Origin of the sequence: Corynebacterium ureicelerivorans, from assembly GCF_000747315.1 — a bacterium.
Classification (GTDB): Bacteria; Actinomycetota; Actinomycetes; order Mycobacteriales; family Mycobacteriaceae; genus Corynebacterium; species Corynebacterium mucifaciens.
The window spans coordinates 1,371,444-1,390,254 of record NZ_CP009215.1 but is presented as its reverse complement, the minus strand read 5'-3'; the positions used below and the strand labels follow the sequence as shown (position 1 = coordinate 1,390,254).

Here is an 18,811-nt window from a genome sequence, read left to right as displayed (position 1 = left end):
TTACTCGTCGTCGAGGTTCTTGGCAATGAGCGCCGCGATTGCCTCGACCGCCTCAGCGTTATCGGAGGTGACGACAACCTCGTCGCCGAATTCCGCACCCATCGCCATGATCATCAGCGAAGACGCTGCGTCGGTTTCGTCGTCATCGTCGCCGCCGACAAGGGTGAGCAGGATTTCGTCGTCGTACTCGCCAGCGGCGTCCGCGATCACAGTCGCCGGGCGGGCGTGCAGGCCAACGGTGGAGCCGACCTTCACTGTCTTCGAAGCCATGATGCAATCTACCTTTCAGGGTTTGTCAATACGTCAGATCATTGCCGAGTGTACGCCCCTACGCCGTAGCGGACACGGGGGTTTGCGCCTGCTCTGCGGCCTTGCGGATCTCGTGGTTGGGCCAGAACTGCTTCAGCGCAACGACCGCGACCGTGGCCACAGCAACGCCGGCCGCTAGCGCGGCGAGCATGCCCCACCAAGGGTCGTAGGCGAAGATAACGAACACACCGCCGTGCGGCGCTTGGGCCCCAACCCCCAGCGCCATGGAAACTGCACCGGCGGTCGCGCCGCCGAGCATCATTGCGGGAATGACGCGGAACGGATCGGCTGCGGCGAAGGGAATCGCGCCCTCGGAGACGAACGAGAGGCCGAGCAGCCACGCGGACTTGCCGTTTTCCTGCTCTGCGGGGGTGAACAGGGACTTTCGAAGGAACGTGGCGATGGACAGCGCGATTGGCGGTACCATACCGGAGATCATGACAGCGGCCATGATCTCGTAGGCACCCTGCGTGCCGGCGGATAGACCGGCGGTGCCGAAAAGGTACGCTGCCTTGTTCACCGGCCCGCCCAGGTCGAAGCACATCATCAGACCGATGATCAGGCCGAGCAGCACCGCGGACGAGCCGGACATTGATTCGAGCCAGCTTGTCAGGCCCTCCATGACCGCACCGAGCGGGCGGCCTAGGAGCAGGAACATCAGAAGGCCGATGACAAGCGAGGTCAGCAGCGGGATGATCACCACCGGCATGAGCGAGCCGAGCCAGCGTGGCACCTTCCAGGTCTGAATCCAGTACGCGACAGCACCGGCGAGCAGGCCGGTGATCAACCCACCGATGAAGCCCGCGCCGACCATGACGGAGATCGCGCCGCCGACAAACCCGGGGGCGATGCCGGGACGGCCCGCGAGGCCGTAGCCGATGTAGCCGGACAGCGCCGGTACGACAAACTGCATAGCCATCTGACCGGTAGCAAAGAAGACCGCGCCGAGATAAAGCAGCCAGCCAGAGCGAGCGAACGAGACGGCTTCACCGTCGATGGTGATCTCGTTTCCCGGAAGGTTCGTCGGCGAGTAATCGGTGACGAGAGTCTGCCACCCGTTCGCCATATCGGCGCCGCCAAACAGGAAACCGAGCGCCAGCAGCAGACCGCCCGCAGCGACAAACGGCACCATGTACGACACGCCCGTCATAATCGCCTGTTGCAGACGCTTCGGCCACGTCTCGGACGACGCGTCCGTCTGCTCGGTGCCCGATGTCGACGACGCGGCGGCCACGCGGGGCGCATCGGGGTTTCCAGCGGCGGCGATCGCCTCATCGATCATCGCGTCGGGCTTATTCACGCCGCGCTTCACCGGGCTATCCACCACAGGTTTTCCGGCGAAGCGCTCCTTGTCGCGCACGGCAACGTCGTGTGCGAAAATGACGGCGTCGGCCGAGTCGATGAAGGCTTGGTCCAGCCGGTCGCCGCCGGAGGAGCCCTGCGGCTCCACGCGCAGCTCCACATCGCCGCGCCTTTCTGCAGCTCGCGTCAGCGCGTCGGCGGCCATGTACGTGTGCGCAATTCCGGTCGCACAGGATGTCACTGCGGCAATGCGCACAGGCGCCTTGCTTGACGACGATCCTGCCGGCGCAACGGGCGCCACCTGTCCACCAGCCGGTTTCGCCTTCTTGTTCGGCTCGGCATTGACCACCTCAAGCACTGCATCAACGATCTCCTGCTCGGTTGCTGCGGCGCGTAACCGGTCCACGAAATCGCCTCGCACCAGCGCGCGCGCAAGCTTGGATAGGATCTTCAGGTGCTCCTTGCCGCCGCCCTCCGGGGCAGCGATGAGGAAGACTAGCTCTGCATCTCCGTCGGGGCCGTTGAAGTCCACAGGGTTGGAGAGTCGCGCGAACGCGAGCGTGGGTTCGGACACCGCAGCGCTGCGGCAGTGCGGGATGGCGACCCGGCCATTGACGCCTGTGCCAGCCTTTTCCTCGCGAGCAGTTGCCGCATCCGCTATCGGGGCGGCGTCCGTGGCTCGCCCTGCGCCAACGACCAAGGCCGCCAGGCGAGCGATGACGTCGGGCGGTGCATTGCCCAAATCTGCGTCAAGTTGCACAAGCTCGGGTGTAATAAGAGGGGAATTCACGGGGCCTTCTCTCGTGGAGTTATACAGGGAAAACGTCTGTGTGATCGAGATGTACGTCCGTAGGTGCGGGCAGCCCGGTACCTGGCAGCGCGGCCGCGGCCGATCCGTACGCGACAGCGCGGCGCAGGCAGTCGGCGAGCGTCTCGCCGTCGATACGCGCAGTGAGATACCCGGCGAGCGAACTGTCGCCGGCGCCTACCGTGGATTTCACAACGGTGGGCGGCGGAGTTGCAGCCCAGGCTGCTTCAGCGGTGATCAGACACGCGCCCGCGCTGCCGAGCGTGACAAGGACCTCGCGGATGCCGCGCTGCACCAGATCGCGCGCGGCTGAAACGACGGGGGCATAGTCGCCTGCAGCGGCGCGGGCCTCCAGCTCACGGCCGTCGTTATCGGTGAGCTGGGCGAGCTCGAACGCGTTGGGCTTGATGACATCGGGGGCGGCGAGAGGCAAGTGCTGACCAAGCGCGAGAAGCGGCGCGTCCGAAGTGTCCACGGCGACGATCGCGTCGGTGGCGCTGGCGCGCACCGTGTGGACAAGGGATGCGTACCAGTCGGCCGGAGCCCCCGGCGGAAGGGAGCCAGCAAGCGCGACGGCGTCAGCGCCGCTGCAATTCCGAGCCAGAGCAGATTCCACCGCACTTAGCTCAGCGTCGGAGAGTTCGGAGCCCGCTTCGTTGACCTTGGTGGTGGTGCCGTCGTCCTCAGTAATTGCCGTGTTCGTTCGGACGGCAGACGCAATGTGCACGGGGACAAACGCGACGGGGACGGCACGCATGGCGGTGGCGAACGGGTCGGACTGTTGACAAGGTGCCACCGCGGTCGCGTCGTAGCCGGCCATAGCCGCGGCGTGCGCGACGTTGATGCCTTTGCCGCCGGCCTCTTTGCGGGTGGCGGTGGCACGCACAACCTCCCCGCGTCTCAGCGCGGGAATGTGCACCGTGGCGTCGATGCTGGGGTTGGGGGTGACCGTCACGATTCGCTTCGTGCTCTTTGTGCTCCTCACACCCTGAGTGTGTCCGATTGTGTGGGTTTGTGCAATGATCGGACACGATCGGCGCTAAACGGGGGGTGGGTCACACCTGGGCAAGGACTACCTCGATGTCATGTCGCCGTAGCTCGTCGACAAATAATTGGGGAGCGCTTGCGTCGGTGACCACAACGTCAACGGCATCGAGCGGCGCGAAACTGACCAGATAGTCGTTACCGATCTTGGTCGAGTCGCACAAGACGACAACCTTCCTCGCGTTGGTGACCATGGACGATTTCACCGCCGCTTCTTGTGCGTCTGCGGTGGATAAGCCGTGATCGATCGTGAGCGCGTTTGTGCCGATAAAGGCCACGTCTGCCTTCATGAGTGCGAGGGTGCGAAGCGCGGTACCGCCGACAACAGCCTGGGTGATCGCCCGAACGGAGCCGCCGAGCAGTTGGACGTTGTCGAGGCCGGCGGACGCCAGATCGAATGCGATTGGCAGCGAATTCGTCACAATCGAGAAGTTCCGCGCGGGCGAGTGCTCGGGCAGAAGGCCGGCGAAGAGTTGGGTGGTTGAGCCGGAGTCGAGGAAGATGCCAGCGTCGGCGTGGCGGGGCAGGAATTGGAGGGCTTCGCGCGCGATGGCGTTCTTGGCAGCGGACGCAGAGCGGGACCGGGCGTCGAGAGGCTGTTCCGTGGTGAGAAACGCCTGATTGACAACAGCGCCGCCATGGACCCGGTGGACGACCCCTTCGGCATGCAGCGCGGTGAGGTCGCGTCGAATGGTTTCAGCCGTGACATCGAATTTTTCGGCGAGGTCCGCAACACTCACACGCCCCTCGACGGCCGTGAGTGATGCAATCTGGCGCTTGCGCTCCTCTGCATACATGCGAATGAGTATCCCAAAAGCGGGCACGCGGCCGCTGGAGTCAGTTTCAGTCTTCCCCCGGACGTGGGGATTTGTAAGCTAGAGGGTGCGGAATACGGAAACGACGCGCCCCATCACTTCTGCATCGTCACCCTTGATGGGGGAGAACGCGTCGTTGTGCGGGAGCAGCCACACGCCTGTCGAGTCGCGGTGGAACTCCTTCACCGTCGCCTCGCCGTCGATGAGCGCGGCAACGAACTCGCCCTCCTCTGCAACGGGCTGGGAGCGCACTACGACCCAATCCCCGTTGAGAATGCCCGCGTCCCGCATCGACTCGCCGACAACCTGGAGCATGAACACATCGCCGTCACCGAGCAGATCCTCCGGCAACGGGTAGTAGGTATCGACGTTTTCCTCGGCGAGGATCGGTGCGCCCGCAGCGATCTGTCCCAAGACCGGGACGAAGCGGGCGTTCGACGCATCCTGTGGTTTCGCCTCCTGCGGCTTGCGCTTTTTCCGTTCGGTGTCCGGGAGCTGGCGCAAGTCCACGGCTCTCGGCTTGTTTGGGTCGCGGCGCAGGAAGCCCTTCTTCTCCAACTCCTTGAGCTGGTAGGCAACCGAAGACGTCGACTGCAGCCCGGCCGCGTCACCGATTTCGCGGATGCTCGGCGGGTAGCCGCGAAGCACGACGGCGTCCTGAATGACCTGCAAGATGCGGCGCTGCCGGTCTGACAGTGCGTTGTAATCCGGTGTGGCGGGGTCAGACTTCTTCCGTGCCATGACAACTCCTTCTGGCTCTGTGGGATCTGGTGAGGGGACTCTGCGGGCTTTCGTCACTCAAAACCTACCAGAGAGGGCACTCATGTTCGATCGTCTGGATCGCGGGGTAGACACGGTCTGCAACGCCTGCTATAAATCGAACACGTAATCGCATTCGAACATATGAACGCACCCGCGAGCGGGCGCATCGGTACCCACCTTAATGTGTGCCGCAAAGTGAAGGGAGCACGACCGTGTCTATTGCTATTAATCCTGTGCAGAACCGTTACCAAGCCGGTTGCAGCGGTGTGCCCGTCGTGCCGCCGGCGGAGGTCTGGGACGTGGATTCCGGCGCAAGCCGCCGTGTCGGAACTCCTGGTGTTCGAACGCTCAGTAGCTTGAATCGAATGTATGAACGCGCGCCTAGAGCCGATTCTGGGGCAGTGGCCGGCACGGGAGAGGCATTCGAATCTCGGCACGAGACGCGGGATACGGTGATCCTCGGAGTGTCTATGACCGCGGCCTTGCTCATCGGTTCTGCGTTCGGCGGTGTGTTCTCCGGTGGGGAAAGTTCTGCCGCAGCGCCAAGCGGTGAGGTGGCGCGGACAGCGGCTGTAGCCGCACGGTAGCAGGGGCGTAGACTCACTGCCACGCCAAATCGCTACTACCCCGGGGGTGAAAAACCGTGTTTTGTCCGTTTTGCCACAACGAGCAGTCTCGTGTCACTGACTCACGGCTTGTCGAGGCAGGCTCGGCTATTCGGAGGCGTCGAGAGTGCACCGAGTGCGGGGGGCGATTCACCACCGTTGAAAAGGCCGTGCTGACCGTGGTGAAACGAAACGGCGTGAGTGAGCCGTTTGACCGCGACAAGCTTATTGTCGGGGTGCGGCGCGCGTGCCAGGGGCGGGATGTGAGCGACGACGCGTTGAAACGCCTCGCCCAAGAGGTGGAGGAAACCGTCCGCGCTCAGGGGAGCTCTCAGGTCCCGGCCCATGAAATCGGTCTCGCGGTGCTCGAGCCACTTCGGGCGCTCGACGAGGTTGCTTATCTGCGATTCGCCTCGGTGTACAAGTCGTTTGAAAGTGCGGACGATTTCGAGTCCGAAATCCGCTTGATGCGCCGCCGCGACCGGGAAGACTTCTAGCGCGGCGAACATCGGCGGCAGTGAGCGCTAGCGTAGCGCGTCGATTTTCTTCTCGATGCGGCGTTGACTTACCGGTCTCGGAGTGCCCAGCCGCTGCGCGAAGAGACTCACACGCAGCTCCTCGATCATCCACAGGATGTCCTTGTACGCCTTGGTTTTGGTACGCCCCGCAGGCAGCGACTTCATGCGCTGCGCCAGGTAGCGCTTTACCGAGTCGACTACAGACTGCCTGTCTGCGTCCCTATCGGGGTCCAGCCGCATGTCATCCAAGCGGATGCGCATCGCGTCGATGTAGCGCGGCAGGTGCTGCAGGTGCCCAATGCCGTGCACGGTCACAGCGTTGTTGGGCAGGAAGAACTGCAATTGCGCCTTCATGTCGTCGATAGCCGGCCCCTCCCATTGGTCGAGTTCGCTCGCAATGTTGGCGTATTCCGCGAGCGCGGGGGCCAACGTGACCACGGCGCGGCGCACGCCACCTGCGACCTGCGGGCGGATGGTGTCGGCGAGCGCTTCGAAGTCTTCGGGCGAACGGACGGGGCCGCCGTTGGCTAGTAGGAGATCCCTGATCACCGCCACCCGTGCATCCTCGACAAGCCCGGCGGCTCCGCCGTGCGGGTAGCGATCCACCGCGACTTTTTGCCGCAACGGCAGTCCTTTGGTCATCTGCGAAGCGTTGACAGTGATGTCCCGCAGCAACAGCGTCAACGTCGCCGTGACCATTGAGGCGTCGGCAGCCGCCTTCGTCGGGTGCACCGTTACCCGCACACCGTCCTTAGTGGCTTCGAGGGCGGGGTAGGCGTCCACGTCATTGCCGTCAATCGTGGTCGTGACGGTTTCGGGAACCGTACCCAGCGAGTCGGCCGTCCACTTTTCCACGGCATCGGATTCAGAAGCGTGGCTTGCCTTCGACACGGACGATCTGATCTGGCCCGCTTGACGGCGCTTCAGCGCGTCGAGGTCGGTGTCGTGGTCGACGACCTTGCCACGACGGTCGATCGCCGCGAACGTCACTTTGAGGTGGGCGGGTAACGCTGCCGGGTTGAAATCGGAGCCGTTGATGCCGCGGCCGCCAAGGCCGCGCAGCGCTTCCGCCAGGGTGTCTGCAAACGGCGTCGCGCGAAGTTCCTGCTCGGTTGCCCCGTCCTGCGCCTGGCGGATGGCCTCCAATGCCCGGTTTGCGAAGTCGGGAGCGGGCACCACGGTCTTGCGCAGCGCCTTTGGGAGCGTACGGATGTACTCAGCCGCAAGTTCAGATCGCAGTCCCGGCACAAGCCAGTCAAACCCTTCCGCGCGCAGGTTGGCCAGCAGCGGCACCGGCACATCCACGGTCACGCCGTCGAACGGGTCTCCGGGTTCAAATTTGTACCGCAGCGCGTAGTCGATCGTGCCCTGGCGCCACGTCTGCGGGAACGCGTTCGCAGACGAGTCAACACCGTCGTCGTCCAGCAGCGAGTCCGGGTCGAAGTCGAGGTAATGCTTGTCCTGCGCCCGCTTCTTCTTCCACCAAGAATCGAAGTGGCGTGCGGTAGTGACATCCGCGGGCAGGCGCGAATCGTAAAAGTCGAAGAGGGTGTCTTCGTCGACAACCAGGCCCCTACGCCGCACTTTCTCTTCGACCTGCGCGGCCTCAGCGAGGAGCGCATCGTTGTGTTCGATGAACGTGTGGTGCCGGTTCCAGTCGCCCTCGAGCAGGGCGTGGCGGATGAACATGTTGCGCGCCCCCGCAGCGTCCACTCGGTGGTAGGGGACGAGGCGGTCACGCACGATCGTGACGCCGTACAGCATGGATTTCTGGTGGACCATGGCAGCGGAGCGTTTGCGCGACCACACCGGCTCAGAGTAACTGTGCTTTACCAGGTCGCCGGCGGCAGCTTCGACCCACGCAGGCTCGATTTTGGCCACGTCCCGAGCCCACAGCCGGGAGGTCTCCACCAGCTCCGCGGCGATGACGAACTCGGGCGGTTTCTTGCTTAGCGACGACCCAGGGAACACCATGAATCTAGTTCCGCGGGCACCCTGGAATTCTTTCGAATTCCCGTCGCGTGCGCCGATGTTGGACAGCAGGCCGGTGAGCAGGGATTTGTGGATCGCATCGGCGTCGCGTTCCCCCGCGACGTTTTCTGCGCGGGACCACCCAAGCTGGCGTTCGATGTCGCGTAATTGGCGCACGAGGTCGAACCACTCGCGGATGCGCATGTAGTGCAGGAACTCGCGCTTCATCCGCTTGCGGAAGGCGTTGCCGGACAGCTCGTCGCGCGAATCACCGATGTAGTCCCACAGCTTCAGCGACGACAAGAAGTCCGACGTGGAGTCTTTGAACCGTGCGTGGGCTTGATCCGCCTGGGCTTGGTAGTCCAGTGGGCGCTCGCGCACATCCTGGATGGTCATGCTCGCCACGATGACGGTGACGTCGTCGAGCACGCCAAGGCGGTTGGCCTCGACTAGCATGCGAGCCATCTTCGGGTCCACGGGAATCCGGGCGATGTCGCGGCCCACCTCGGTGAGTCCCGGTGCGCCGTCGCGTGCTGTGCCGGTGATGGCGCCGAGTTCGTGCAGCAGCGCGAGACCGTCGCGCACCGCCTTCTGGTCCGGCGGCTGGATAAAGGGGAACTGAGAGATGTCGCCAAGACGCAAGGAGATCATCTGCAGCACCACCGAGGCAAGGTTGGTGCGCAGAATCTCCGGGTCTGTGAATTCGGGGCGGGCCTCGAAGTTCTCTTCTGAGTACAGGCGGATCGCTATGCCGTCTGCAGTTCGTCCAGAACGACCCGAACGCTGGTTGGCTGAGGCCTGGGAAATTTCCTCGATGGGCAGCCGCTGCACCTTCGTCCGTGTGGAGTAGCGCGAGATGCGCGCGAGCCCCGTGTCCACCACGTAGTGGATTCCGGGCACGGTGAGCGACGTCTCCGCAATGTTGGTGGACAAGACGATGCGCCTGCCAGAGTGCGGGGCGAACACCCGGTGCTGCTCTGCGTTGGAGAGGCGGCCGAAAAGCGGCACGACCTCGACACCGCGCCAATGTTCTTTCTCAATAGCTTCCATGCAGTCGCGAATGTCGCGCTCCGAGGAGAAGAAGCACAAGATGTCGCCGTCGCCTTCGCGCATGAGTTCTTTGCACGCGTCGATGACACCCTCGATCATGTCGGTGTCGATTTCCTTGACTGACCCGTCCTTCGCCTGCACTTGCTCAACCAAGGGCCGGTAGCGGATCTCCACCGGGTAGGTGCGTCCCGAAACCTCGATGACGGGCGCTGGGTTGCCGTCCGCGTCTGCGAAGTGGCGGGCGAACGCCTCCGGGTCGATGGTCGCGGAGGTGACGATGACTTTCAGGTCCGGCCGCTTCGGTAGCAGGCGCTTGAGGTAGCCAAGCAGAAAATCGATATTGAGGGAGCGCTCGTGCGCCTCGTCGATGATGATCGTGTCGTAGGCGTTGAGGAACCTGTCGCGCTGCATTTCGGCGAGGAGGATGCCGTCCGTCATCAGCTTCACCGCAGTGGAGTCGGACACGCGGTCGTCGAAGCGGATGGCGTAGCCCACGGAATGGCCGATGTCCTGGCCCAGCTCCTCGGCGATGCGCTCCGCCACGGTGCGTGCCGCCAGCCTGCGCGGCTGGGTGTGGCCAATTAATCCGCGTCGGCCGCGGCCCATCTCCAGCAGCATCTTCGGGATCTGCGTGGTCTTACCCGAACCGGTCTCACCTGCGACGACCACGACTTGGTTGTCGCGTACCAGTTCCATGATGTCCTCGCGCCGCGCGGACACCGGCAAGTTCTCCGGGTACGTGATGTCGGGGATGCGGGCGGCTCGCGCATCAACAACCGCGCGCGCCTTTTCCACGTCCGCGGCAATCGCTTCTAGCGCTTCGGGGGAGCGAGCGTTTTTCAAGCGGCGGCGGAATCGCCGGACGTCTGCGATTGGGACGCTGTCGAGTGCCTCGTACAGCGCCGACTTCTGTATTGCGTGCTCATTCATAACCAGAGCGTGAGTCTAGCGCGGCAGCAGCGCCACACTAGCTTCCGTAGCCTTCTCGAAGGCACGCGTAATGAGCTCTCCCAGGCGCGCAAACTCCTGCTGGCGCCGTGAAGACGACCGCATGACAAGCCCGACGGTGCGCTTCGCCTCCACGCTGTCGGCGAACGCAGAGACGGCGATGCCGGGTCGTGCGCACTCAGTAGCAACGGCCGACATCGGCACCAGCGTCGAGCCCAGACCCGCGACAACCAGTTGCACCACCGTGGTCAGCGAGGCGGCGCGCGTCGCCGATTGTGCGCCGGGGCTGCGGTCAACCTCCGCCAGTTGGCACAGCTCCACAATTTGGTCGCGGAGGCAGTGCCCGTCGTCGAGGAGGAGGAGCTCGAGGTCGCGCAGCGCATCAAGCGCCAGGTCGCCCCGCCCCGCCAATGGGTTATCAGGGTTGGTCACGATGGCGAACGCTTCGTCGTAAAGCGGGATCTCCGTCACCCCGGTCGCCCCGGTGGGGGTGGCCAAGACCGCGACGTCGATGTGGCCGTCGCGGAGTCGCTGCAGCAAGCTTTCCGTCTGGTTCTCCACGATGCGGGGTTCGAGCTCCGGGAATTCCTCAGCGATGAGCGTGAGCAGCGTGGGCAGAATATATGGGGCGACGGTGGGGATGATGCCGATGTTGAGCGGGCCGGCGAGCTCGCCTCCCGCGCCGCGCGAATGTGCAACGAATGCGTCGGCCGCTTCTAGGGTTGCTTTGGCGAATGGCAGAAGCTGTTCGCCTATCGGCGTGACAATGACGCGCCGGGTCGAACGCTCGATGAGCTGGATGCCCAAGCCGCTTTCCAAGGCGGCCAAGGCCTGGGAGAGCGACGGCTGGGAGATGCCGAGTTTGTTCGCCGCGGAGACGAAGTGTTTCTGCTCGGCGACGGTGACAAACGTCCGGAGTTGCGCGATCGTCGGTTTATATTCTTTATTGCCCATGCCTATGAAGTTACACGATGTTCATAGGTTTTTGTGTTGAAAGCGGGCTACATCTGTGTCATACTGGATCGCGTCCACAGACAAACCCCGAAACCAGTTTCTTTGGAGGAACTCACATGCCGATCATGACCGTTGGAGAGCGTTTCCCGGAATTTGACCTTGTCGCACTGAAGGGCGGCAACCTGAAGGAAGCGAACGCGGCTTCCCCGGACGATTACTTCGAGAACGTCTCTCTGGACAAGTACGAGGGTAAGTGGAAGATCGTGTTCTTCTACCCGAAGGACTTCACCTTCGTGTGCCCGACCGAGATCGCGGCGTTTGGCAAGCTCAACGAGGAGTTTGAGGACCGCGACACCCAGGTGCTCGGCGGCTCCACCGACAACGAGTACTCCCACTTCAACTGGCGCGCGACGCACGAGGACCTGCTGAACATCCCGTTCCCGATGTTCGCCGACGTCCGCCACGACCTCATCCGTGCGCTGGGCGTGGAGAACGCGGACGGTGTTGCTGACCGCGCCACCTTCATCATCGACCCGGACGGCGTGATCCAGTTCGTTTCCGTCACCCCGGATGCGGTGGGCCGCAACGTCGACGAGGTGCTGCGCGTTCTCGACGCACTGCAGTCTGAAGAGGTTTGCGCTTGCGACTGGCAGAAGAACGACCCGACCAAGAACATCGACAAGATGGCCGTGGTCCAGGAGTCTCTGAAGTAACGGAAGTAGAAGGAGGACATTGTGTCCATTGAGAATTTGCGTGGGGCCCTGCCCGAGTACGCGAAGGACCAGAAGCTGAACCTTGGCTCCCTGACCCGCTCGACTGAGCTCAGCGAGCAACAGCTTTGGGGCACCCTGCTCGCGTCTGCGGCAGCGACCCGTAATGCGAAGGTCATCGCAGAAATCGCGGAGGAGGCCAAGGAGCACCTCTCCAACGAGGCCGTGGAGGCCGCCTACGGCGCGGCCACCGTCATGGCGATGAACAACGTCGCTTACCGCGCGAAGAACTGGCTCGGCGATGACTACGCCAACGTCAAGTTCGGCCTACGTATGAACATCATCTCCAAGCCCGGAGTTGAAAAGGCTGACTTCGAGCTGTGGTCCCTGGCCGTGTCCACCATCAACGGCTGCGAGCACTGTGCCGTGGCGCACGCCAACACCGTCCGCGAGGAGGGCGTGACCAAGGAGCAGGTCTGGGAGGCCGTGAAGGTCGCCAGCGTCGTCCAAGCGGTGGCTCAGGCTATCACCATCGAGGACGCCCGCTAGGCAGTAGCCTATCGACGTTGAAAACCTCCGGCCAAGAACCCTCCTGGCCGGAGGTTTTTGCTGCTATGGGCGTCGCGGGAGCGGGGGGCTACAAGCCGCCGAAGGGGCCGCGCAGCGGGTCGAACGGCGCGATTGTCTCGTCCACCTCGCCGGTCTCGATCTGCTTCGCCAGCATCTTTCCGGACAGCGGACCGAGAATGATGCCCCACATGCCGTGGCCGCCGTTGGTGTAGACGTTTGGTGCCTTGGTAGCACCAACGAGCGGCAGGCCGTCCGGGGTGACCGGGCGTGATCCCACCCACTCGTCCTGCCGGTCGTCCCAGTCGATGCCACGGAAGAACGGTTTCGTCGTGTGGATCATCGACGCAACGCGGCCAGGCTGGAATGGCTCGTCGGGTCCGCGGAACTCCATTGTGCCGGCGATGCGGAACCGGCCCTGGTACGGGGTGCAGGCGATCTTCGGGTCCGGCAGATACACCGGGCACGTGGCGGGTTCTTCGGTCTCTACGGAGAAGGAGTACCCGCGGCCGGCCTGGACGAGGGTGGTCACTCCCAGGACCTTCGCCAACTTAGGAAGCCACGCGCCGGTGGCAAGTACCACGTTGTCGGCGCGCAGCCACTCACCGGTAGCGAGTTTGACCGCGGGTGTGCGGGTGGAGGTGACCTCCACGACCTCCGCACCCGTGGTGATGGTGCCGCCGCGCTGGACGATCGAATCAGCGATGGCCTGGCAGTATGGCCCCGGTTCGATGAAGCGCTGTCCGCCCATGCGGTATGTTGCCCCGACTTTGTCGGTAAGCATCGGCGCGTCTGCTCGGGCGTCGTCAAGCGTGATCTGCTCGAAGGGGATGTCCTGGCCGTGACGTTGCGCCCCTTCGACCTCCTTCAGGAAGCCGGCGGCTTTGCCTTCGTTTTCGAAACAGATGATGAACGGCCCCTCGGTAGTGGACGCATTCACTCCGCCTGCCTCAAGCTCGTCGTATGCCGCCAAGGCAGCCAGATCTGCCTGTGTCAGACCCGCCATCGTCTTGTCCCAGGCGCGGCCGGTGGCGTGCGCCATGAAGTTCGCACAGAAGCGCCACAGCTTCGGGTCGATGCGCACAGGCACATCAAGAGCGGCGTGCTTGTCAAAGAGCGCGGTGGGCCCGTACGCCCACAAGCTCGAGTTGGCCAGCGGGATCGTTTTTCCTGGTGCGAGCCATCCAGCGTTGCCCCAAGAAGAGCCGGCGGCGACATCGATGCGTTCAAGCACCTCCACCTCATGTCCGTACTCCTGTAGGTGCCACGCGGTGGCGAGGCCCGTCATGCCGGCCCCGACGACGATAGTGCGGGCCACGTGTGTTCCTCCTCACAACAACTATGCAAACGTGTTGAAGGTAATGTAACGCAGAATCCGCGCCGTCGTCTCGGCTTTGAAAATTGCCGGCGCGCTCTACCCCTCGCGGATGCCTAGCGAGGAGAGCCGCACTTCACCTGCCTCGTCGGAGGCGTCCAGATCCACAACACCGTGCAGCTGGAACGCGTTGTCCCCCTCGGGGTCCTTGATAATTTGGGTGACCCTCCACGCTCGGCCGGCAGAGTCCTCCAGCCGGAAGAATTCCGGGCCGCGCGCGTCGGGGCCCAGGTCCACATCCGTGTATTCGTCGAAGTAGTCGTCCATTGCAGCTGGCCAGTCCACCCGCGCGTCCGGCTCCAGGTAGCCCAGCATGTCCTCCAGCTGGTCCTCCTTCTCGTACGCGAAAAGTTCCACTAGGCGGAAAAAATAGTTGCGCACCATGATGGTGAAGGCGCGGCGGTTGGCGGTGAGCGCCGTGGGGTCTTCCACACCGAACGCGAGCTCGCGGTCGATGGTGTCTTGGCTCACGGGCTGGTCGTCGCCGGTCATGTGCGCCCATTCGTCGATGAGCGACGAGTCGACCTGTCGGATCAGCTCGCCGAGCCACACGACGATGTCCTCAAGATCATCGTTCATGTAGGTGTCCGGGATGGAATAGGAAAGGGTGCGCCACGCATCGGTGAGGTAGCGCAGCACCACGCCCTCCGAGCGGGCCAGACCATAGGTGGCGATGAGGTCCGAAAACGTCATCGCGTGCTCCATCATGTCGCGCACAACCGATTTCGGCGACAGCTCGAATTCTTTCGCCCACGGATTGCCTTCGGTGAAGGTGGCGAACGCCTCCTCTAGTTCGTCAGCAAGCGGCTTGGGGTAGGTGACGTCCTCAATGATGGCCATCCGCTCCGTATAGTCCACCCCCTCTGCTTTCAGAGCGGCGATCTCTTCGCCACGAGCCGCTGTTTGCTGGGCTTGGAGCAGCTGTCTCGGGTCGTCCAGAATCGCCTCGAACGTTGAGATGACGTCGAGGGTGTACATGTCCGACTCAGGGTCGAGCAACGTGAGGAACGCCAATGCGAAAGGGGACAGCGGTTGGTTCAGTGCGAAATCCCGGTCCAGCTCCTGGGTGAGCGTGTACGGCCGGAACGCAGGGGAGTCGGGAGTGCGCTCCACCACGCCCGCGGTAATCAATCCGCGGAAGAGATTCACCGCCTGGATAATGTCCCGGTTTTGCTTCGCACGCGGGTCGTGGTTCGAGCGCAACAAGTGGCGCATGTGTTCGTAGCCATCTCCCGGCCGGGCCACCACGTTCAGCAGCATGGAATTCGAGACCTTGAACTGGCTGGTCAGCTCCTCGGGCTCCGCTACCTTTAACCGTTCGAAGGTGTTCTCGGACCAGCTCACTTCCCCCTCGCGGGCAGACTTTTTCCTAAGCTTTTTCAGTTTCTTCGGGTCGTCTCCCGCTTTCCGGCGCAGCTTCACGTTTTCAATCTCGTGTTCCGGCGCCTCGACGACGACCGTGCCCTCAGTGTCGTACCCCGCCCTGCCAGCGCGGCCGGCAATCTGGTGGAACTCGCGGGACTTGAGGATCCGCTGGCGTGTGCCGTCGTACTTGACTAGGCCGGTGATGAGGACCGTGCGGATCGGCACATTGATGCCCACGCCGAGGGTGTCTGTTCCGCAGATGACCTTGAGCAACCCGGTTTGGGAAAGCCGCTCAACCAAGCGGCGGTACTTCGGCAGCATGCCCGCGTGGTGGACACCGATGCCGCGGCGGACGAGCTTGGAGAGTGTCTTGCCAAACGTTGTGGTGAAGCGGAAGTCTCCGATTTCTTCAGCGATGCGCTGCCTTTCTTCAGGCGTAATGATGTTCAAACTCGTTAGCGCCTGGGCGCGTTCCGTCGCCTCGCGTTGTGAAAAGTGGACAACGTATATCGGCGCTTTGTTGTCTTCCAGCAACTCCTCGATCGTCTCGTGGACAGGGGAGAACACGTAGTGGAAGTCCAGCGGCACCGGGCGCTCGGCACCGCCGACGTAGGTGGTCTTTCGGCCGGTTCGCTCGGTGAGGTCTTCCTCCAGCCAAGCCGTGTCCCCCAACGTGGCGGACATGAGGAGGAACTGCGCCTGCGGTAACTCAAGTAGCGGCACCTGCCAAGCCCAGCCGCGGTCGGGTTCGGAGTAGTAATGGAATTCGTCCATCACAACCTGGTCGATCTTGGCGTGTGCCCCTTCCCGCAGCGCGATGTTGGCAACGATTTCTGCGGTGGCGGCGATGATCGGCGCATTCGCATTCACCGTCGCGTCGCCGGTCATCATGCCTACATTCTCCGCGCCGAAAATCTCGCACAGCGCGAAAAACTTTTCGCTGACCAGGGCCTTAATCGGGGCGGTGTAAAACGTCCGCTGACCACGGGCCAAGGCGATGAAGTGTGCAGCGTTGGCCACCATGGATTTCCCCGACCCTGTCGGGGTAGCCAAGATAACGTTGTCGCCCGCCAGCAGCGCGAGCGACGCCTCTTCCTGCGCGGGGTAGAGCGATATCCCTCTCGAAGCCGTCCACGCGGTGAAGGAGTCCCAGACAGCATCCTCGAAGAGCGACTCTGGGGCGTGCGCAATGTCGTCAAGCAAATCGGTCAGCATCACAGCTTTTACCGTAGCCGACCGCACGACACGGCTACCTCGGGTCGCCGTCCTGCCCGTCGGAGCTCTCGCCGCGCGGGGTGTCCCCTTGGTCGTCATCAAGCGGTTGCTCACGCTCATCCGGGTCGACCACAAAGTGGTCGCGCAGCCGCCGAGCCGTCTCTTCGCTGTGGGGGAGACCACGCTGGTCCCCACGGTTGCGGTCGCGATCCTCGATGGCCGAAAGGTAGTTTTCAAATGCCTCGCTGATCTCCTCGCCGCTGGGCATCTGCGCCTCCCCAGGCATCATCGCCTGCGGGTGGCGGTCGCGGTATTCCTGGATCTCACGGTCGTAGTGCTCTTCGAGGGCCTGAACGACCTGGGTGATTTCCTCGGAGTTACCGGTTTGCTCCGCAAGCTGCTGGGACACCCTGCGCATGTCCGCTTCCAGGGAACGCAACGGAAACTTCAGATCCGTCGCATCCTCAACGGACTGCAGTAGCTGGAACGTTGCGTGGGGGTATGGGGAGGCAGCCACGTAGTGCGGCACGTGCGCTGTATACCCTGCCACCGAACGGCCACGCCTGTGCAGCTCGCGCTCAATGAGGATTGATGCGGATCCGGGGATGCTCACCATGCCGTCAAAGGTGAACATCGACCCGACAAGCTCGCGGTCATTGCCGTGGGCAGACACCACCAGCGGGCGCGTGTGGGGCGCGCCCATCGGTGCCGCATACAAACAGATTGTCTTGCTCACGCCGAAGCGCTCCACAAGGTCGGCTACTGCGCTTCCAAATGCCTCCCAACGCAGGTCCGGCTCCGGACCAGAGAGGAGCAAAAAGGATGCGCCCTTCTCATCTCGCAGCACGCGCATGTCCAACTGCAGGTCGGCGACATCAGTGATCTCGGCGTGGTCCAGTGTCACGGTGGGGCGGCGGGACCGGTAATCGATCAACTCGTCGTTGCTAAAGGTCGCGACGGTGCGCGACTCCAGCGCGGCCTTGAGGTGGTCAGCTGCGGCCTCGACCGCGTGACCCGCGTCTGCATACCCGTGCATGGCGATGACCAGCGCTGGGCCGTTCTGCGTGTCCTCGCTCACCTGCGGCGCGGGGTACTCAAGTTCGTACATGCGACGTTCCTGCGTCATGGTTGTGGCCTCCTACATTCGCTCGCCCAGCCGGCAGTTCGGCCGGGCTTTCTGCTCCACCAGCACAACGGATCTCGGTGCGCAATCATTCCATTGTGCCCGAGTGCCGCGGCCGGTGCCTCTAGCCGGTGCAGGTCGGGTGAGATGACCGCGCGGGATGAGCAGATTGTTCGGCGCGGGGAACCGCAGCTGACTAGGCACGGTCTAATCGTTATGGATACACAGCCTCAGCCAAACGAGACCAACCAGCCAGCCAGTGCGAACTTGCCGAACCGGGGGCAAACAGCTCTCCGCTCACCGTCGCACCTGATCGCCACCATTCCGGGGGCGCTCGGATATTTTCCAAACGAATCGGTCGTGCTCATCAACGTCTACTCGCACCCCGCTGCTGACCAAGCGCTCGACATTGGAACCTACCTCGACGCCGACGTGGGAAACACCGAAAGCATTCAGCGCGCGCTCCAGCTGATCCCGGTGGGCAGGCATGTGGCAACCTTCGCCGTAATCATCACCCGCGTGCCGGATTCCCAGATGGTTGCGGCGGCCGTGGAAGGGTTGTGCCGAGCCGCAGATGAGTTCGGTGAGATCGTGGAGGCCTGTTGGATTGTTTCCGAAGTCGCCGACGGTACGCCCTACCACCTCGTCTTCGGCCCGGACATTTGCTCAGCGCGCAATCTTTGGGGCTGGGACGACACCTACCAATGCGGCATCGTGTCCTCAATCGTCGCTGCCGAGCCGATGCGCCCGCTCATTGACCAAGGCGCACTGCCCGAGCTGCGTAAAGACGAGCTATTCGCGCACTTCGATCCCGTCTCCACCTCTGACGTGCTCAAATGCGAGGCTTTGGCCCCGAACGCGCGCCGCCGAGGGGCCGAGCTGATGGACCTAGTGGACGTAGCCCCGGACCTTGCCCGTGAGAGGCTCGAGCGCGCATGCGACATTTTCCTCGGTGCGCCCAACACCAGCGTGATCGACAACGACGGGAGTTTGATCATCGCCGACGTGTTCACCTGCACGGAAGACGTGGAGCTGCTTGCCTCGGTACTGTCTCGAAATGCGCTGCGCGACTGCCTCATTGTGGACGCCTTAAACCACCCCCGCGCCGCGGCCGCGGTCCTGCTCACCATCGCACGCAACTTCAGCGGACGGATCCGCGCGAACGCGCTATGTCTCTGGGCGATGGTGGCGGTCTCACTCGGGCTCACTGGCTGGGCGAGCGCTGCCTTAGCATCCGCGCAGAAGGAAGTGCCCGGTCACTCCCTGTCGGGCCTACTCGCAAGTGTCTTGGGGATAGGGCAAGGCCACGCGCTTCTGGAGCTGTGCCGCCAGGGTTGCGCTGATACGTGGGCGGGTCTCGAGGGGTGAGC

At 63.4% G+C, this 18,811-nt stretch carries 14 protein-coding genes; 4 read left to right on the top strand and 10 right to left on the bottom strand.

What is annotated here, in order from left to right; all coding sequences use genetic code 11:
* The 5 genes from CUREI_RS06910 to lexA all read right to left on the bottom strand — a co-directional run bounded on the left by CUREI_RS06910 (position 1) and on the right by lexA (position 5,019).
* On the bottom strand, positions 1-270 hold the full coding sequence (locus CUREI_RS06910; protein ID WP_038611966.1) for an HPr family phosphocarrier protein: 270 nt from the start codon (positions 268-270) through the stop codon (positions 1-3).
* A gap of 58 nt (positions 271-328) precedes the next feature.
* Positions 329-2,401: a PTS fructose transporter subunit IIABC gene (locus CUREI_RS06905; RefSeq protein WP_038611963.1), complete on the bottom strand. Its 2,073-nt coding sequence runs from the start codon at positions 2,399-2,401 to the stop codon at positions 329-331.
* A 19-nt stretch (positions 2,402-2,420) separates the two neighbouring features.
* On the bottom strand, positions 2,421-3,404 hold the full coding sequence (locus tag CUREI_RS06900; RefSeq protein ID WP_236627171.1) for a 1-phosphofructokinase family hexose kinase: 984 nt from the start codon (positions 3,402-3,404) through the stop codon (positions 2,421-2,423).
* A gap of 70 nt (positions 3,405-3,474) precedes the next feature.
* Positions 3,475-4,260 (bottom strand): DeoR/GlpR family DNA-binding transcription regulator, encoded by a 786-nt coding sequence (locus tag CUREI_RS06895; protein WP_038611961.1) that lies wholly within the window; start codon positions 4,258-4,260, stop codon positions 3,475-3,477.
* A 78-nt stretch (positions 4,261-4,338) separates the two neighbouring features.
* Complete coding sequence (lexA, locus tag CUREI_RS06890; RefSeq protein ID WP_038611958.1) at positions 4,339-5,019, bottom strand: transcriptional repressor LexA; 681 nt, start codon at positions 5,017-5,019, stop codon at positions 4,339-4,341.
* Between the two features lie 664 nt (positions 5,020-5,683).
* Here lexA and nrdR point away from each other — a divergent pair.
* Positions 5,684-6,142, top strand: a complete 459-nt coding sequence (gene nrdR / locus CUREI_RS06885) for a transcriptional regulator NrdR (protein ID WP_038611955.1) — start codon at positions 5,684-5,686, stop codon at positions 6,140-6,142.
* 27 nt (positions 6,143-6,169) lie between these two features.
* Here nrdR and hrpA read toward each other — a convergent pair whose 3' ends face one another.
* Together hrpA and CUREI_RS06875 are read right to left on the bottom strand one after the other, a co-directional pair.
* Complete coding sequence (gene hrpA / locus CUREI_RS06880; protein ID WP_038611952.1) at positions 6,170-10,114, bottom strand: ATP-dependent RNA helicase HrpA; 3,945 nt, start codon at positions 10,112-10,114, stop codon at positions 6,170-6,172.
* Between the two features lie 15 nt (positions 10,115-10,129).
* Entirely contained in the window at positions 10,130-11,086 is a 957-nt protein-coding gene (locus CUREI_RS06875; RefSeq protein ID WP_038611949.1) for a hydrogen peroxide-inducible genes activator, read from the bottom strand.
* 116 nt (positions 11,087-11,202) lie between these two features.
* On the opposite strand from CUREI_RS06875, the gene CUREI_RS06870 reads away from it, so the two are divergent.
* Both CUREI_RS06870 and CUREI_RS06865 read left to right on the top strand, forming a co-directional pair.
* The gene (locus CUREI_RS06870) at positions 11,203-11,799 is read left to right on the top strand and encodes a peroxiredoxin (protein ID WP_038611946.1); all 597 of its coding nucleotides are present in this window, start codon (positions 11,203-11,205) and stop codon (positions 11,797-11,799) included.
* Between the two features lie 21 nt (positions 11,800-11,820).
* Positions 11,821-12,345 carry a carboxymuconolactone decarboxylase family protein gene (locus CUREI_RS06865; protein WP_038611943.1) on the top strand — a complete coding sequence of 175 codons (525 nt, stop codon included), beginning with the start codon at positions 11,821-11,823 and terminating at the stop codon, positions 12,343-12,345.
* A gap of 88 nt (positions 12,346-12,433) precedes the next feature.
* Here the strand turns inward: CUREI_RS06865 and CUREI_RS06860 are convergent, their stop codons facing one another.
* From CUREI_RS06860 to CUREI_RS06850, 3 genes are all read right to left on the bottom strand, one after another.
* Entirely contained in the window at positions 12,434-13,681 is a 1,248-nt protein-coding gene (locus CUREI_RS06860; protein ID WP_038611940.1) for an NAD(P)/FAD-dependent oxidoreductase, read from the bottom strand.
* 96 nt (positions 13,682-13,777) lie between these two features.
* Positions 13,778-16,318: a DEAD/DEAH box helicase gene (locus CUREI_RS06855; RefSeq protein ID WP_084768501.1), complete on the bottom strand. Its 2,541-nt coding sequence runs from the start codon at positions 16,316-16,318 to the stop codon at positions 13,778-13,780.
* Positions 16,319-16,352: 34 nt separating this feature from the next.
* Positions 16,353-17,444, bottom strand: a complete 1,092-nt coding sequence (locus CUREI_RS06850) for a PAC2 family protein (protein WP_038611934.1) — start codon at positions 17,442-17,444, stop codon at positions 16,353-16,355.
* A gap of 213 nt (positions 17,445-17,657) precedes the next feature.
* Here CUREI_RS06850 and CUREI_RS06845 point away from each other — a divergent pair, with 213 nt between their 5' ends.
* Positions 17,658-18,809: a DUF4192 domain-containing protein gene (locus CUREI_RS06845; RefSeq protein ID WP_158407452.1), complete on the top strand. Its 1,152-nt coding sequence runs from the start codon at positions 17,658-17,660 to the stop codon at positions 18,807-18,809.
* Positions 18,810-18,811: the final 2 nt, after the last annotated feature.

What these genes read in the sequence shown, in the direction of transcription:
- hrpA (WP_038611952.1), bottom strand. Translation starts at nt 10,114, where the DNA reads ATGAATGAGCACGCAATACAGAAGTCGGCGCTGTACGAGGCACTCGAC.
- CUREI_RS06895 (WP_038611961.1), bottom strand. Translation starts at nt 4,260, where the DNA reads ATGTATGCAGAGGAGCGCAAGCGCCAGATTGCATCACTCACGGCCGTC.
- CUREI_RS06850 (WP_038611934.1), bottom strand. Translation starts at nt 17,444, where the DNA reads ATGACGCAGGAACGTCGCATGTACGAACTTGAGTACCCCGCGCCGCAG.
- CUREI_RS06870 (WP_038611946.1), top strand. Translation starts at nt 11,203, where the DNA reads ATGCCGATCATGACCGTTGGAGAGCGTTTCCCGGAATTTGACCTTGTC.
- CUREI_RS06855 (WP_084768501.1), bottom strand. Translation starts at nt 16,318, where the DNA reads ATGCTGACCGATTTGCTTGACGACATTGCGCACGCCCCAGAGTCGCTC.
- CUREI_RS06910 (WP_038611966.1), bottom strand. Translation starts at nt 270, where the DNA reads ATGGCTTCGAAGACAGTGAAGGTCGGCTCCACCGTTGGCCTGCACGCC.
- CUREI_RS06845 (WP_158407452.1), top strand. Translation starts at nt 17,658, where the DNA reads ATGGATACACAGCCTCAGCCAAACGAGACCAACCAGCCAGCCAGTGCG.
- CUREI_RS06875 (WP_038611949.1), bottom strand. Translation starts at nt 11,086, where the DNA reads ATGGGCAATAAAGAATATAAACCGACGATCGCGCAACTCCGGACGTTT.
- lexA (WP_038611958.1), bottom strand. Translation starts at nt 5,019, where the DNA reads ATGGCACGGAAGAAGTCTGACCCCGCCACACCGGATTACAACGCACTG.